Raw genomic sequence first — 14,089 nt, forward strand, 5'->3', positions numbered from 1 at the left:
GGCAAAGGTAAGCTAAACCCTACTGCTTGCTGGGTGTGCCGGCGCTCTTCATGGCGCTGGCCGCTTTGCCGCCCGGTTTCAGCAGCGTGGCGTAGCGAGGCTGGTCGTTGAGTAATTGCACGGCAGCCAGAATGTTGGGGTCGTCGTTGAAGGTGGCCTCAATCTGTCCCTTCTGGAAGTAGTAGCGCGACACGATTTCCTGCTCCAGTATCTCCCTGATTTCGGGCTTGAAGCGCGTAAGGTCGTTGGCCTTGTTGGTGGTTACCTTCTTCCGAATGGCTTCCAGCTCGGCTTTTACGTCTTCGTAGTGTTTCTCCTCCTTGGTTTGGGCCGTGAGGCTGGCCAGCGCTTTTTCGGCCGGCGTGGAGTAGCTGATATCTTTGGCCTGCACCCACTGCATAAACTTTTGGTACTCCGCGTCGGAGAGCTTGAAGTCGCGGGCCGGCGGAATGCTCGGGTGCTCGGCGCGGTAGCGGGTGGCGTAATCGAAGAGGTAGTTTTTCTGGAGCAGCACGCGCGTGATGTCGGCTACTTCCTTGTCCTTCACTTCCACATCGGGGGCTACGCCGCCGCCGTCGTACACCACGCGGCCCGCGCGGGTTTTGAAGGCCGTGCGCAACGAGTCGGGCACTTTGCCTAGGGTGCCGTCGTCGGCGCGGTGCGAGTAGTCGATTTCCTGAATGCAGCGGCCGCTCGGAATGTAGTATTTGGCCGTCGTCACCTTCAGCTGCGAGTTGTACGAGAGCGGGCGCGTGGCCTGCACCAGCCCTTTGCCAAACGTACGCTCGCCCACCACTACGGCGCGGTCATAGTCCTGCATCACGCCCGTTACGATTTCGGAAGCCGAAGCCGAACGCCCGGAGGTGATAAAAGCCATCGGGATTTGCGTGTCGAGCGGTGCGTCAAGGGCTTTGTACGTCTTGTTCCACTCGGTCACTTTGCCTTTGGTGCTCACGATGTCGAGGCCCTTATCTACGAACAGGTTCGAGATATTAACCGCCTCGTTGAGCAGCCCGCCAGGGTTATCACGCAAATCAAAAACGATCTTTTTCGCTCCCTGCTCCTTCAGCTTGGTAACGGCGTTGCGCACTTCGCGCGAGGCATCAACCGTAAAGCCCGACAGCTGCAGATAGCCGATGTCGTTGGTAATCATGCCGAAGTACGGCACGTTATCCACCTGAATCTTATCGCGGGTGATGTTGACTTCGATGGGCTGCTCCTGGCCGTAGCGCGTCACCATCAGCTTTACGGTGGAGTTGGCCTGGCCCTTCAGCAGCTTGCTGATATCGGAGTTGTTCTTTTTCTCAACGGATACACCGTTGATCGACAGAATCTCGTCGCCGGGCAGCAAGCCCGCTTTTTGAGCCGGGAATCCTTCGTAAGCAGTTTGCACCACGGTTTTGCCGCTGCGCTTCACCACTATTGCCCCAATGCCGCCGTACTGGCCGGTGGTCATAGTGCGGAAGTCCTCGATGTCGTCTTCGGGGATGTAGTTCGTGTACGGGTCGAGCGACTTCAGCATCGCATCGATACCCGTTTTCACGAGCTTCGAAGGCGGCACCTCGTCCACGTAGTAGGTATTTACTTCCTTGAAAAGGGTGGCGAAGATGTCGAGGTTCTTCGCTATTTCGAAATACCGTTCGCTGTCGGTGGCCGAAGTAAGGGAGAATACCAGGGCGGCACCAGCAGCGAGACCTAGGGTAGTTTTGCGGACGTTCATAGAGGGCAGCAGCTGTAGAACACAGACACTTATACCGCCGGAGGAGTTGCGTTGTTGGGCACAGATCCAGCCTCGGTGGCGCGTAACAAACGCTCCAGTCCTGAAATTAATTTATTCTCGACGACGGCGAAAGGCTTTTTTTCCTTGCCCGTGTAGATAAGTGCCAGCTGGCCCACGCGGTGGCCACCGGTAGTTTCGGTAAGCAGGTGCTTGTTGAGGCGGTAGGCCTCGCGCAGCAGGCGCTTGAGGTAATTGCGGTCGACGGCCCGCTTGAAGGTGCGCTTCGACACGCTGATAAGCACCTGGGGCGGCGCAGTGGTAGGCTCGGCCAAAGGCAGCCACACCATGCGCAGGGGGTATAAACCAAAAGAAGAACCCTGGCCGAAAAGCTCATCGATGAGCTTTTTACGGCACAAGTGTTCTTCTTTCGAAAACGTGTAAGCGCGCGCGCCCGGCATGAAAACTCGGGGCACGGCCAAACAAGCTATACGCTAGCCGGCCAGCCGTGCGACGGGGCTATTAGCGCTTGTGTTTGTGCTCGTCCGATACGGTGAGCTTTTTGCGACCTTTCTTACGGCGGGCGGCGAGTACGCGGCGGCCGTTAGCAGATTCCATGCGCAGACGGAAGCCGTGCTTGTTACGGCGCTTGCGCTGAGAAGGCTGAAACGTTCTTTTCATGACGGGGCACGGTTATGTAAGGCCGGCAAAGGTAAGGAGTTATATTCTAAAAGGCAATCATAAATCTAAGCCGCTGCGAGAAAGTTCTATTTCGGGCAACTCGCAGCGGGTAGGCTGTCGTTTTCCGCCGTAGCTTTGCTATGCACTTAGGTGCATTCCGTGCCATGATTCAGTACCACGTTTCGTTTGCCAATCCGCTCACGTTCTACCTGCAAGTGCAGATGCAACTCGCAGTGCCCGCCCACGAGGCGGCACCGCTGGAGCTGCAATTGCCGGCTTGGCGACCAGGGCGTTACGAAATTCAGAACTTTGGCCAGAAGCTTCAGCGCGTAGAGGCATTCGACGCGGCTACTACCGAGCCGCTGCCCTTGCGTAAGCTCACCAAAGACCGGTGGCAGGTGGGCAACGCCGCCGGCCGCACGGTGCGCGTGCAGTACAATTTTTACGCCCACCAAATGGATGCGGGCGGCTCGTGGCTCGACGAGTCGCAGCTGTACCTGAACGGCATTCAGTGCTTTATGTACGCCGAGGGCCGCCGCTCCGAGCCGTGCCAGCTCACGCTTGCCCTGCCCCAAGGCTGGCAAATTGCTTGCGGCCTGAAGCAAGTAGCCCCGAATGTGCTCGAAGCAGCCTCGTTCGATGTGCTGGTCGATTCGCCGCTGATAGCCTCTCCTACCCTGCAGCATGCCCGGTACGATGCCGGCGGGCTGCCCTTCCACGTATGGGTGCAGGGCAACGAGGCCCGGCCCGACTGGGAGGTAATCGTGCGCGACTTCAAAGCGTTCAGCGAAGAGCAGTTGCGGCTGTTTGGCTCGTTTCCGGCCGAGGAATATCATTTCCTCAACGAAATTCTGCCCTACAAGCACTACCACGGCGTTGAGCACCTCAACTCCACGGTGATTACCCTAGGTCCGGCGGAGCTGCTGATGACCGAGGACCTGTACAAGGAGTTTCTGGGCGTGAGCTGCCACGAGTTGTTTCATGCCTGGAACATCAAGAGCATCCGGCCCGCCGAGATGATGCCCTACGACTACACCCGCGAAAACTACTTCCGGACGTGTTTCGTGGCCGAGGGCGTTACCACGTACTACGGCGAGTATTTGCTGGCCCGCGCCAACGTGCGCACGGCCCGGCAGTATTTCGAGGAGCTGAACACGGTACTGCGCAAGCACTACGACGACCACGGCCGCGAAAACCTCTCGGTGGCCGATGCCTCGATGGACTTGTGGCTGGATGGCTACAAGCCGGGCATTCCGGACCGCAAAGTATCGGTGTACCACAAGGGCGCGCTGGTGGCGTTGCTGCTCGATTTGCACATCCGGTGCCTGCACAACCACCAGCGCAGCCTCGACGACGTGATGCGCCGCTTGTGGCAGGAGTTCGGCCAAACCGGCATTGGTTACACCGAAGAGGACTACCAGCGCGTGGTAAACGAGGTAGCCGGCCAGGATATGCGCTGGTACTTCGAGCAGCACATTTACGGCACGGCCGACCTGGAGGAACCCCTCGATGATGCCTTGCGCTTTGTAGGTTGCTGCCTGATGGTGCAGCTGAACGGCTCGGCAGCCGAAGGCCGGTTTGGTTTCCGGACAGTGCAAAAAAACGACCGCACCGAGGTAACCGACATCCACCCGAACTCGCCCGCCAGCCGGGGCCTCACCGTTGATGACCAAATAATTGCCGTGAATGGCCGCCGGGTAAGCGGTAACTTGCAAAGCCTGCTCAGCACCAACCAGCCTAGGTACGAGTTGGCGGTGTTTCGGCAAGAGCGCCTGCTAACCGTGGTGCTGGAGCCCTCCACCGGCCAGCTGTTTTGGCCCCGCATCACGGTAGCTAAGCTTGCCGAGGCTACCGCCGCGCAGCAACAGAGTTTCAGCCAGTGGCTAAACCAAGCCTTTTAGTCGTTTCGCCACTTCGTAGCCGTATGTACTCGCTTCGTCCGCTGCCGGCCTTGCTGGGCCTGAGCCTGCTGACCTCCTGTACGCTGCGCATGCAGCCGGCGGAGCGCGCCAAACCGGGCGTAATGGGCTCGTCGCCGTATCCGCCGCCTACGCCCGGCCCGGCGGGCAGCATTAAGCGCCCGGTACCGCCGCCGGTATACCGCTTGGGCCATCTCGATACGCTGGTGCTGGGCCACCGGGTGCTGCGCCTGTACCCTGCCGCGCGCGAGGTGTACGAAAAACTGCCCGTGCAGCCCTGGCTGGTGAGCGGCTCAGCGGCCGAGGGCGACGAGTTCGACCCGGAAGCGGAAGAACGGCGCCGCCTGCGCAAAGCCGGAGCCGATGTGAAGCGCCTAGGTCGGGTGCTGGCGCTGCGCGGCCGCAGCGGCAAGGAAGTACGCCTGGTAAGCAACCCCACCGAAGACTACGAAACCAGCGTGGTGTACGAGTACGTGGCCACGCTCCCCGGCATTAAGCAATGGCTGGTGGCCGTGCGCCTGTACGAAGGCGGCTATTACCTGCTCGTCGATCAGCAGACCGGCCGGCAAACGGTGGTGTGGAGCCCGCCCTCCGTGGCACCCGACGGACTGCATTTCGTGTGCGGCTCCTCCGATGTGCTGGCCCGCTACGAGCCCAGCGGCCTGCAGGTGTGGAGCATGACGAGCGGCCGCCCGCGCCTGCTTTGGGAGCGGCAAACCGAATGGGGCGTGAGCCAGCCCAAGTGGCTGGATAACCACAGCATCCTCTTCGAGCAGGACTTTATCCACAACGGCGACGTGGATACCCGCGTGATGCGCCTGAAGCTCGTGAACTAACACCGGCGCCCCAGGTGACAGAGGCAGCCCGCCAACCGAAAAAAACAAACAAAAAGCCCCACCAATTGCTTGGCGGGGCTTTTCAATTGACCTAGGTCAACTTAGTCGGCTTTGCGGCCGGGGCCTTTCTGGTTGCTGTCAACCGACATGGGCCAGTTGCCTTGCGGATTGCTGCGCGGCTTGTTGGAGGCGTTCGAGCGAATTTCGTCCTGATTGCCGCCGGCTGCGTTGTTGCGAATCTGGTTGCCTTCCTCCGAAATCGGGTTGCGGCTTACGTTCTGCACCTGGGTGCCGCCGCTGTTCGAGGTAGGGATTTGGCTGTTCTTCAGGTTGTTTTCCGAATTGGAGTTCGGAATCATCTCCTGGTTCTTGTTGTGGTTATGTTTGCTTTTGCTCTGTGACATGGCGGGAGGTCGTTATGGGGAAACAACTAATTGCTTTTACCCCTACTTCCGCCGCCGGGTTGCCTTAAGCCAGCACTTCTTCTACACGCACCAGGTCGGAGAACTGCTTTTCGCGCTCCTGAATTTCCTCCGGCGTGAGGTTGAGCAAGCGCTCCGTACCGAATTTCTCCACGCAGAACGAAGCCATAGCCGAACCGTGAATCACGGCGCGCTTCAGGTTTTCGAACGAGCAGTCGTCGGTAGCGGCAATGTGGCCGATGAAGCCACCCGCGAAGGTGTCGCCGGCACCGGTCGGGTCGAACACTTCTTCGAGCGGCAGCGCCGGGCAGAAGAACACCTGCTTTTTGTGGAAGAGCAACGCGCCATGCTCGCCCTTTTTGATGATGAGGAACTTCGGACCTAGGGCCAGAATCTTGCGGGCCGCTTTCACGAGCGAGTACTCACCCGACAGCTGGCGCGCTTCTTCATCGTTGATGCTCAGCACGTCCACCATCTGAATGGTTTCGAGCAGGTCATCCATGGCCGTATCCATCCAGAAGTTCATCGTATCCATCACGATGAGCTTGGGGCGGTTTACGAGGCGCTGAATCACGAGGCGCTGAATCTGAGGCGTGAGGTTGCCCAGCATCAGGTACTTGCAGTCCTGGTAAGCGTCCGGAATAATCGGGTCGAACGTAGCCAGCACGTTGAGCTCGGTAGCGAGCGTATCGCGCGAGTTCAGGTCGTTGGCGTATTTGCCGGCCCAGAAGAACGACTTCTCGCCTTGCTTGATCTGCAGGCCTTCGGTGTCCACACCGTGCTGCTGCAGCATGGCAATGTCGCTTTGCTGGAAGTCGTCGCCTACTACCGAAACGATCTTAACAGGCTTGACAGAGTAGGAAGCGGCCAGTGAGGCAAACGTGGCAGCGCCACCCACGATTTTGTCGGTTTTGCCGAAGGGCGTTTCGATAGCGTCGAAGGCTACCGTGCCGATTACGACCAGGCTCATACGCAGTTGAATTCTGGAGTTGATATGGATGTGAAGTTGCGGAGTAAAACCGCAAAGGCAATAAAAAAGTCCCCGGAGCTTAAGTTCCGGGGACCTAGTGGGGTAAGTAATGGGGCTCGAACCCACGACCTTCGGAATCACAATCCGACGCTCTAACCAGCTGAGCTATACCTACCGTGTTTGTTTGGATGGCAAAAGTAGAGCAAGAGGGAGTTTGAGGCAAGTGTTAACTCAACTTTTTTTCTCCACAAACCGCTCGCCACAGCTATTTGCCTGAGCCTCCCGCTACTTCGGCGTACCTTTGCGGTTGCCCATTGCAGCTACGTCATGACCGAACCTACCCCCGAACAAGCCGCCGCTCCCCTGTCGTTTGAAGATTTCAAACTAAATAAGCAGCTGCTCACGGCCGTGGCCGAAGCTGGTTTTGAGCGCCCCACGCCCGTGCAGCAACAGGCCATTCCGCTGCTGCTCGCCGGCCACGACCTGCTGGGCGTGGCCCAAACCGGCACCGGCAAAACCGCCGCTTTCGGCCTGCCCTTGCTCATGAAGGTGAAGTATGCCCAGGGCACGCACCCCCGGGCCTTGGTGCTGGCCCCCACGCGCGAGCTGATTCTGCAGCTCGAAAGCCACCTGCGCAAGCTGGCCGCCTACACCGATTTGCGCATTGTGGCCGTGTACGGCGGCGTGGGCGTGAAAACGCACTCCGAGGCCGTGCGCAGCGGCGTGGATATTTTGCTGGCCACGCCGGGCCGCCTGATGGAGCTGTACTCCAAAGGCGACTTAGTGCTGAAGGAGCTGAAAACCCTGGTGCTCGACGAGGCCGACAAGATGATGGACATGGGCTTTATGCCCCAGATTCGCCGCTTGCTCGAAATTATTCCGCGGAAGCGCCAGAACATGCTGTTCTCGGCCACCATGCCGCCCAAGGTGGAGGAGCTGAGCGCCGAGTTTCTGGAGTTTCCGGTGAAAATTGAGGTGACGCCTTCGGCCGCGCCCGCCTCCACGGTGCAGCAAACGCTGTATGAGGTGCCCAATTTTCTCACTAAGATTCACTTGCTCGAGCACTTGGTGGCCGATACGGAGGTATTCAACCGCGTCATCATTTTTGCCCGCTCCAAGGAAACCGCCGACAACGTGTTCCACTTTCTGCACCGCAAGATCGAGGGCGAATCGCGGGTAATTCACGGCAACAAAGGCCAAAACACGCGCCTGAACTCCATGGATGCCTTCCGCGAGGGCGGCGTGCGTTTTCTGGTGGCTACTGATGTAGCGGCGCGCGGCATTGATATTCCGGAGGTCAGCCACGTTATCAACTTCGATGTGCCGGTGGTGTACGACGACTACGTGCACCGCATTGGCCGCACGGGCCGGGCCGAGCGCACGGGCGCCGCCGTTACGTTTGCTACGCCGGCCGAAATGCCGCACGTGCAGCGCATCGAGGAGCTGATGCGCCAACCCATTCCGCAGCAGCCCCTGCCGGCCGAGGTAAGCATTGCCGAAACGCCTTTTGAAGAAGCGCAGCGCATGGCGCGCGAGCTGGATACCCTGCGCCGCAAAGCCGACCCGGAGTACAAAGGCGCCTTCCATGAAAAACAGGAATGGCTGAAAACCGGCGTTACCATCGACAAGCGCACCGGCAAAACCTACGATGGCCCGCAACGCAGCAAAAAGGGCAGCAAAATAAACCCATCGAAAGGCCGGGCCTCCTCGCCTACCGCCAAAGCCAGCAAAGCCGCGGCCGCTAAAAACCGGCAGGCGCGCCGCAAGTAGCACCCACAAACGTAGCCGAAGCTCCGCTCAGCCAAAAGCCCGAGCGGAGCTTCGGCATTTGCGGGCCCTAGGTGGCCGATGGGCCTACCACTTAAGGAGGCGAAGCGAAGGCAGCGTGAGGCCCTTGGCGCTGAGCCGCACCATGTACGTGCCCTGGCGCAGCTGATGCACCGATAAGTTGTGGGCCACGCCACCGGTTAGCTCCCATGCGGTGATAACGCGGCCCGACAAATCGACTACCTCTGCGGTGCACGCAGCGGGCGGCAAACTGCGCAAATCGAGCGTTACGGCACCTTGGGTAAAAGTCGGGAACAAGCCCACGGCAAAGTTGCCAGAGCCCGCAACCACGCGTACCTGGCTGAGGCTGCTGGTGCCGTCATCGTCGATTTGGCGGAGGCGGTAGTACAGCGGCCTAGGTAGGTGGGCGGCAGCGGCATCGGTGAAGGCGTAGTTGATGGGGCTGCTGCTCGTGCCGCGCCCGGCCACGGTGCCAATGCGTTCGAACGTGCGCCCATCCAAAGCCCGCTCCACCTCAAATCGGTCGTTCTGCTTTTCGGAAGCGGTGCGCCATTCGGTGCGCACTACCCCGCCGGCCTGGGCACGGGCTTCAAAAGCAACCAGCTCCACAGGTAACGGGTCGGGGTCGCGCAGCTGCACGGCGTAATCCTCGGTGGCGCCGTAAGCGGCCCAATCGCAGGGCTCGTCGAGGGGGCCGCCGCTGATGTAGCGGGTGCGTACGCGCATGCGGCTAGTGCCGGGTGTTAGCTGCTTGGGCAGGGTAAACGTGGTTTGCTGCTGTTGCTGCCCGTCGGTGCCTCGGAAAACCTGCTCGCCGGCGTCGGTAAAGTCGCCGTTGCGGTTCAAATCAATCCAGATGGCCGTGTACTGGGGGTAGTATTGGTTGCTGGCGTTCACGAATAGCTTCAGCTGCGCGCTGTACGCGCGTCCGCCTACCATAATAAAGTCCTGCCCGGCCGTAAAATCGAGGTAGCTGCCACAGCCCGCCACCGACGGGCGCGTCAGCAGCACCTTCTCGCCCTCGCTTACCTGAAAAGCCGACAGGTACACCGGCAAATCGGGCAGGCAGTTGCTGTTGGCGTACTCGGGGCGGCAATACGTTACATCCGACGTTACGGAAGCGCGGTTGCTGTACTCATCGACGGAGTTGATGGGCTTGACGCGGTAGTACACCGTTTGCTGGGCCGGCGGCGAGGCATCGACGAACGTAACGCCGGCCGGCCCGGTGGCCCCGATGGTAACGTAGTCGCCGTTCATTGATAAGCCGCGCTCGATGAAGTAACCTACCTCGTTGTCGGCCTGGTCGTTCCAGTCGAGTTTCACGCCGCTTCGGCCCAGGTTGTTTGCGCTCAGGCCGGTGGGTGATTTCACGCGCTCGGTGCTGCACCCTAGGTTGTTGAGGTAGGCCGTGCGGTAGGCATCCATGCGGGCCAGTTGCCCGGGCGTGAACACGTTGCCGCAGCCCCAATACGCCATGCTGTTGCGCATGGCCGGGGCATATGCGGCCCCGTTGGCATCGGTAATGGTGCCGGTGTAGCCGCACTCGTGCTGGGTAGCGCCGCTGCGCTCGTACGGGTCGGCGGGCGTGTCGCACACCAGGTCGCCGGTGGTTTGGCAATTGGTGCGGGCTACCAGCTCGCGCTGGTTTACATCGGCGTGGTTGCTGTTGAAGAACGTGTGCGGTAAACCCAGCACGTGGCCCAACTCGTGCTGCACCAGGTTATGGTCGCCGAGCATGCCGTTGGTGAGCAGCACGCGTTGGCCAATGGCATACCCGCCGGCGCTGCCAAAACCGCCGACGTTGATGTTTTTGGTGCTGTAAATGTTGATGACGCCGCTTTGGTCGTAGGCAGCGCCCAACGCACTATCGTCGGTGTGGTAGTCGAAATCGTAGTACTGGTCGCTGTTGATGTAGCGCACTTGCCCGCAGGCGTAGAACTGCACATTGGCGTTGCGGAAGCGGAAGTTGGTTTCGGCCAAAGCGCGCAGGAGTACTACCACATCGGCTCCGCCGCTGCCATCGGAGCGGCGAATGATGTTGAGCCGCACCGGCAAATTAGTAACCGCGCCGCTGGGCCGCGCCACCACGGGGCTCAGGGAAAGCTGCAGCAAGCGCACCTGCTCGGCCGCACTAGGTGGTGGCGTAGCGCACGGCAACAACGACTGAGCCTGTGCAGGCGCTGCACTCAAGGTTGCACCTGTTACCAAAGCCAACAAACCGGGTACAAGTCCTCTCATGGGTCAAATCATTTGGGCAATCACCTAGGGCGCAACCGATTAAGACGCATGACAGAGCTCTGCTGCAGGCAATAACTATCCGTGCTGCCCGCGGCAACCGCGAGCAAGGCGTGGGCAGCCCGAAAAAGGAGGCACGGGCGCTGGGCAAATAGCGCCAGCCTACCAAGGGTTATGGCACGAGCAAGTCTCTGTCAGGCATTCGCTTATACTCTACACACGAGCCCGTTGCCAATGCTTCATCAGCACAACAGCACCTAGGGCTCAGCACGACAGACGATGGCTCCTGGCGAGAACCACGTACCAGCCTATTGGTGGAAAGCCGGCCGGACCAAGCAGCAGAACCAAAAAGCTCGACTGCCTTTATTATGACTTAAATAACAATAAATTATACATAATCAACAAACAAAAAGTACGCATTTGTTAAGGGCTCCATCCGTTATGCCCCAAAAGCAATGCGGCCCAATGCGCAATTGCATTGGGCCGCAGCTGATGGCAAAGTGAGCAAGCTCAGCGGTGGAAAATGGGCAAATGGCTGAACTTGATGGTAAGAAACGTGAAGGCAGCCCCCCAGAACATGGCGCTCCAGAGCATGTGCAGCAAGATATGCCGGCGCTTTACGCCCAGCAGCGTGGCAATAACGGTTCCGCCGATGGGCGTAAAGAGCACCGGCGTCAGGAAAGCAATGCCGCCGATGCCGAAGCGCCGAAACACGCGCACGATTTGCCGGGCCCTAGGTGTAAATACCGGCTTGTGGCGCAGGCGGCGGCGGCGCTGCAAGTGGGCCACAAACACCCGCCCCAGGCCCGAAAACACCAGCACGCTCGTCATCATGCCGGCTACGGTGAGCACCCAGGTGGGTACAAACGACAGCCCCGCGGCGGCACCGGCCAGAGGCCCACCGAAGAATTTAACCATGCTCAGCAGGAAAACGGACGCGTATTTGACGGCGTGCGGCATCACGGGCGTTCAGACGTTGATCGTTCTAAGCAAAGCAAGATACTTACCCGGGTAGCTTAGGCGGCAAAAATACGGTTGTACGGCAACTCAAACCGGCTGGCAGCCGCCTTACAGCTTGCTGCCGTAAGCCAGGTCGCCGGCGTCGCCCAGGCCCGGAACAATATACGCATGTTCGTTCAGGTGGTCGTCGAGGGCGGCCAGCCAGATGTTGGCTTCCGGCACTTCCTCCAGCACGTGCTTGACGCCCTCGGGCGAAGCAATTACGGCCGCGATGTGTACCTGCCGCGGCTGCCCGAAGCGCAGCATAGCCCGGTACGTAAGCGCCAACGATTTGCCGGTGGCCAGCATGGGGTCGGCCAGGATGAGCACGCGCCCGTTGAGGTCGGGGGCCGAGAGGTAGTCGACCTGCACCTCTACCCGCGAGGTGGCCTCGATGCGGTACGCGGCCACAAAGGCACTGGGCGACTGATCGAAGTAATTGAGAAAGCCCTGGTGGAAAGGCAACCCCGCGCGCAACACCGTGGCCAGCACCGGAAAATCCGACAGCAGCTGCCCGCTCGACTCGGCCAAAGGCGTTTGCACCGTTTTCTCGGTGTAGCTCAGCTGCGAGCTGATGCGGTACGCGATGATTTCGCCGAGGCGCTGCAGGTTGCGCCGGAATCGCAGCGAATCGCGTTGCACCTGCACATCGCGCAGCTCGGCCAAAAAGTGGTTGGCAATGCTCGGCTCAGAGGTCACGATGTGCACTCGGCCGCTTTGGGTCAGCGCATCCAGGTCAGGTACCACGGGCGGGTAGTTTGGGTGATAGAACAATACGGCACGGGCCGCGCCCCGAAATTCGCAAAAAAGCGAGCAATACTGGGTATGGTGCCGCCCTCAAAATCGAGCACGAGGTTGGGCGTGCCCGCATGGCGGGCAATAACGTAATCGAGCAACAGCATGGGCGCGTGCTGCTTTTTGCCCGCTGCCGAGGCCGCCGCAAACAAATACGTAATGCGGCCGCGGCTGTGCACAAACAAAGCCCCGGCCAGCAGCTCGCCGGTGCCGGGCTGCCGCACCTCCAGTAGCTGGGCCTGGCTACCTAGGGCTTCGACCAGCCGCTGCAACCGCGCAAAATGACCTTTGCGCAAGCGAGTTTGGCTATCGGGCTTGTAGCTGCGAAACAAGGTAATGGTTGGCGCCAACGAGGCACCCGGCACAATTTGCAGCGGCACGGCCCGCTCGCGGTGCTGCCGCAGGCGCCGCCGGAACTCGGGCGTGTAGTGCAGCAGCAGGCTGTGGTAATCGGCGGCAAGCCCTAGGTGGTACGTGGTGCGCTCGGCCATGCACCAGCCGGGCGGGAAGCGGCCGGGCGGCGGGTTGTGGGTATTGAGCTGCAGGTGCAAACGCACAAAGCGGTTGGCCAGCAAAGCCAGGTACTCCTCGGGGTGGCGGTGCTGGCTGGCCGCGGTGGTAAGCAAACCCAGCTGCTGCGTAAAAGGCGGCTGCAAGCTTTCGGCTCCCCACCAGCGGCGGCGCACCGGCACCGGAAAAACCGAAGCGTAGCCGCCGCCGGGCAGGGTCTCCACCACTGCTGCCCAGGTGGGGCCGTTGGTGGCATCGAGCCACAGGGCCTGGGCATACGGCACGCATTGCTCGGCTTGGGCTACGCAAGCCTGCCAGGCAGCCAAATCAAGCTCAGAGTATTGGAGGTAGCAAAGCGGCACAGCACAAAGGTAGCGGCTACCAAGCCCCCTTGCACCTAGGGCCGTAGCAGCAAGCGCATTGCCTTTTCTGAACGCAAAAAGCCGCCCCACGCGGGGCGGCTTTGGCAAAATCGGGCAGCAGCAGGCTTGCTTTAGTGGTCAGAGCCAACTTTCTCAGCTAGCTGATCAGCTCGCGAATTAGCCGGCAGGTTGCGCCTTGCCAATCCAGCCGCTGCCTAGGTGCTTAGGCGGCAACCTCAGCCGCTTGCTTGATAAGCTGTACGTTGGCAAACAGCTTTACCTCGTCGCCCACCACAATTGCACCGGCTTCGGTTACGGCGCTCCAGGTCAGGCCAAACTCTTTGCGGCTGATTTTACCCGTCAGCTCGAAACCGGCTTTGTGGTTGCCGTAGAAATCGGTGGCCGAACCGCCGTACTCCACGTCCAGCTCCACGGGGCGCGTTTCGCCCTTGATGGTGAGGTTGCCCAGTAGCTTGTACCGGTCGTCGGACAGTTTGCGGAGCGAAGTCGATTCGAACGTAAGCTGCGGATGGTTTTCGGCGTCGAAGAAATCGGCCGACTTCAGGTGCTGGTCGCGTTGCTCCTGGTTGGTATCGATGCTGGCGATGCTGGCGGCAAAACGCACTTTGCCCGTTCCGAAGTTGTCGTCCTGGGTTTCTACTTCGCCCTCAAATTGCTTGAATGAGCCCGTGACGGTAGAAATAACCAAGTGCTTGATTTTGAACTGAATTTCGGAGTGCGTGGGGTCGAGCACCCATTTGGTAGCAGCCATGGCAGAACAGTTGTTTGGGGCCGGAGCAGCCGGCCGGTGTTGCGTTGTTTGTTGATGCAAATATCAAAACTATGTACGTACAT

The 14,089-nt window shown here is 60.1% G+C and carries 13 protein-coding genes and 1 tRNA gene; 3 read left to right on the forward strand and 11 right to left on the reverse strand.

Annotated features, from left to right (window positions below):
• Positions 1 to 19 precede the first annotated feature (19 nt).
• Genes OIS50_RS11840 through rpmH form a run of 3 tightly spaced genes read right to left on the reverse strand, consistent with a single transcriptional unit; the run spans position 20 to position 2,398 of the window.
• Positions 20 to 1,720, reverse strand: a complete 1,701-nt coding sequence (locus OIS50_RS11840; RefSeq protein WP_264690849.1) for a S41 family peptidase — start codon at positions 1,718 to 1,720, stop codon at positions 20 to 22.
• 29 nt (positions 1,721 to 1,749) lie between these two features.
• A complete protein-coding gene (gene rnpA, locus OIS50_RS11845; protein ID WP_264690850.1) occupies positions 1,750 to 2,193 on the reverse strand; it encodes a ribonuclease P protein component in 444 nt (147 codons plus the stop codon).
• Between the two features lie 46 nt (positions 2,194 to 2,239).
• Positions 2,240 to 2,398: a 50S ribosomal protein L34 gene (gene rpmH, locus OIS50_RS11850; protein ID WP_078014902.1), complete on the reverse strand. Its 159-nt coding sequence runs from the start codon at positions 2,396 to 2,398 to the stop codon at positions 2,240 to 2,242.
• 140 nt (positions 2,399 to 2,538) lie between these two features.
• Here rpmH and OIS50_RS11855 point away from each other — a divergent pair, with 140 nt between their 5' ends.
• On the forward strand, positions 2,539 to 4,299 hold the full coding sequence (locus OIS50_RS11855; protein WP_264690851.1) for a M61 family metallopeptidase: 1,761 nt from the start codon (positions 2,539 to 2,541) through the stop codon (positions 4,297 to 4,299).
• A gap of 23 nt (positions 4,300 to 4,322) precedes the next feature.
• Positions 4,323 to 5,153 carry a hypothetical protein gene (locus OIS50_RS11860; RefSeq protein ID WP_264690852.1) on the forward strand — a complete coding sequence of 277 codons (831 nt, stop codon included), beginning with the start codon at positions 4,323 to 4,325 and terminating at the stop codon, positions 5,151 to 5,153.
• 101 nt (positions 5,154 to 5,254) lie between these two features.
• On the opposite strand, the gene OIS50_RS11865 is transcribed toward OIS50_RS11860, so the two are convergent.
• From OIS50_RS11865 to OIS50_RS11875, 3 genes are all read right to left on the reverse strand, one after another.
• Positions 5,255 to 5,557: a hypothetical protein gene (locus OIS50_RS11865; protein WP_264690853.1), complete on the reverse strand. Its 303-nt coding sequence runs from the start codon at positions 5,555 to 5,557 to the stop codon at positions 5,255 to 5,257.
• Between the two features lie 64 nt (positions 5,558 to 5,621).
• Positions 5,622 to 6,545 (reverse strand): PfkB family carbohydrate kinase, encoded by a 924-nt coding sequence (locus tag OIS50_RS11870; RefSeq protein WP_264690854.1) that lies wholly within the window; start codon positions 6,543 to 6,545, stop codon positions 5,622 to 5,624.
• 98 nt (positions 6,546 to 6,643) lie between these two features.
• A tRNA-His gene (locus OIS50_RS11875) sits at positions 6,644 to 6,720 on the reverse strand.
• A gap of 152 nt (positions 6,721 to 6,872) precedes the next feature.
• Between OIS50_RS11875 and OIS50_RS11880 the strand changes: the two genes are divergently transcribed.
• Positions 6,873 to 8,315 carry a DEAD/DEAH box helicase gene (locus OIS50_RS11880; protein WP_264690855.1) on the forward strand — a complete coding sequence of 481 codons (1,443 nt, stop codon included), beginning with the start codon at positions 6,873 to 6,875 and terminating at the stop codon, positions 8,313 to 8,315.
• Positions 8,316 to 8,399: 84 nt separating this feature from the next.
• Here the strand turns inward: OIS50_RS11880 and OIS50_RS11885 are convergent, their stop codons facing one another.
• The 5 genes from OIS50_RS11885 to OIS50_RS11905 form a co-directional block, all read right to left on the reverse strand.
• On the reverse strand, positions 8,400 to 10,571 hold the full coding sequence (locus tag OIS50_RS11885) for a GEVED domain-containing protein (protein WP_264690856.1): 2,172 nt from the start codon (positions 10,569 to 10,571) through the stop codon (positions 8,400 to 8,402).
• A 507-nt stretch (positions 10,572 to 11,078) separates the two neighbouring features.
• Positions 11,079 to 11,486 carry a hypothetical protein gene (locus OIS50_RS11890; RefSeq protein ID WP_264690857.1) on the reverse strand — a complete coding sequence of 136 codons (408 nt, stop codon included), beginning with the start codon at positions 11,484 to 11,486 and terminating at the stop codon, positions 11,079 to 11,081.
• 150 nt (positions 11,487 to 11,636) lie between these two features.
• The gene (upp, locus tag OIS50_RS11895) at positions 11,637 to 12,314 is read right to left on the reverse strand and encodes a uracil phosphoribosyltransferase (protein ID WP_264690858.1); all 678 of its coding nucleotides are present in this window, start codon (positions 12,312 to 12,314) and stop codon (positions 11,637 to 11,639) included.
• Positions 12,290 to 13,198 (reverse strand): GNAT family N-acetyltransferase, encoded by a 909-nt coding sequence (locus OIS50_RS11900; protein WP_264690859.1) that lies wholly within the window; start codon positions 13,196 to 13,198, stop codon positions 12,290 to 12,292. Before OIS50_RS11900 ends, upp begins: the two co-directional genes overlap by 25 nt.
• Before the next feature lie 259 nt (positions 13,199 to 13,457).
• The gene (locus OIS50_RS11905) at positions 13,458 to 14,006 is read right to left on the reverse strand and encodes a YceI family protein (protein WP_264690860.1); all 549 of its coding nucleotides are present in this window, start codon (positions 14,004 to 14,006) and stop codon (positions 13,458 to 13,460) included.
• Positions 14,007 to 14,089: the final 83 nt, after the last annotated feature.

The organism is Hymenobacter sp. YIM 151858-1 (assembly GCF_025979705.1).
GTDB lineage: Bacteria > Bacteroidota > Bacteroidia > Cytophagales > Hymenobacteraceae > Solirubrum.